The organism is Tsukamurella conjunctivitidis, assembly GCF_007858475.1.
Lineage (GTDB): Bacteria > Actinomycetota > Actinomycetes > Mycobacteriales > Mycobacteriaceae > Tsukamurella > Tsukamurella conjunctivitidis.
Genome location: NZ_VIGX01000161.1, coordinates 1 through 612 on the forward strand (window position 1 = coordinate 1; position 612 = coordinate 612).

The window sequence follows — 612 nt, forward strand, 5'->3', positions numbered from 1 at the left end:
CCCGCATGGAGCGCACCGTGCGTGAGCGCATGACCACCCAGGAGGCCGAGTCGATCACGCCCCAGAGCCTGATCAACATCCGCCCCGTCGTGGCCGCGATCAAGGAGTTCTTCGGCACCTCGCAGCTCTCGCAGTTCATGGACCAGAACAACCCGCTCTCCGGGCTCACCCACAAGCGCCGCCTCTCGGCGCTGGGCCCCGGTGGCCTCTCGCGAGACCGCGCTGGTATGGAGGTCCGTGACGTCCACCCCTCCCACTACGGGCGCATGTGCCCCATCGAGACCCCTGAAGGCCCCAACATCGGCCTGATCGGATCCCTGGCGACCTTCGCGCGCATCAACCCCTTCGGCTTCATCGAGACGCCCTACCGGATCGTCAAGGACGGGCACGTCACCGACGAGGTCCGCTACCTGACTGCGGATGACGAGATCGGGCACTTCATCGCCCAGGCCTCCTCCCCGCTCAACGCCGACGGCACCTTCGCCCAGGAGCAGGTCCTGTGCCGGGTCGCCGGCGACGACCCCACGGAGATCCCGCGCGCCCGCGTGGACTACATGGACGTCTCCGCTCGCCAGATGGTGTCGGTGGCAACCGCCTTCATCCCCTTCCTGG

At 68.0% G+C, this 612-nt stretch carries 1 protein-coding gene; it reads left to right on the plus strand.

Annotated features, from left to right (window positions below):
* Positions 1 to 612: RNA polymerDNA-directed RNA polymerase subunit B (locus FK530_RS24845; protein ID WP_500487574.1), on the plus strand; the 612-nt coding region annotated here is incomplete at both ends.